At 40.0% G+C, this 697-nt stretch carries 1 protein-coding gene; it reads right to left on the bottom strand.

The genetic code is table 11. The annotated features are described in order from the left end of the window. The coding region (locus CO675_RS39610; protein WP_097677273.1) for an IS982-like element IS982B family transposase at positions 1-697 on the bottom strand (697 nt) is incomplete at both ends.

Consider the following 697-nt stretch of genomic DNA (forward strand, 5'->3'; position numbering starts at 1 on the left):
GTATCATCTCTAATTTCAATTGAAAACCTTGAGGCGAACGACTTTTACAACGCTCAGCTCCTAGATTTGTCAAAAAAGAGAAAACTCGCTCAATCACTTTTCTACGTTTTGAAAAATTAGGGAAAAGGATTTTCTTTTGCTTCATGTTCTTCCTGACAGGTGTCATTAGATCAATTCCTTTTAATTCCAGCCTATCATGCAGTGACTGACCTAGATATCCCATATCTCCAAGGACTGTTGGTGTCCCAAATTGACTCAACACTTCCTCGGTCATTGAACTATCAGCCATTGAAGCAGGAGTAATTGTGTAGTCTATGACATAGCCTGATTCACTGACTAAAGCATGACATTTACATCCATAGAAGTACTGTCCCTTTGTAGCATTGTAGCCAACATTTGCATAATCTCCAAGACCTTTGCTTCTGAAATTACGAATAGGCTGACACAAAGGAATGGGGAAGCTGTCAATAATGGATACACTAATTCCTTCAACCTCTTTAAAGACGAGTGCTTGGCGAATGACTTGGATACTCGGTAAGAGGGCATTACAACGGCGGACAAAGCGAGAATATTCTAGGAAATTAGGAAATAAACTTTGAGCAAGTTGATGCTTAGCTTTAAGCGTTTCACTAAAATGCAGTACGCCCCATAGGTAACAGGCGATAACTAAGCAATCTGATGTTGCGAGATGGACGTT

It is taken from the genome of Bradyrhizobium sp. C9, assembly GCF_002532045.1.
GTDB lineage: Bacteria > Pseudomonadota > Alphaproteobacteria > Rhizobiales > Xanthobacteraceae > Bradyrhizobium.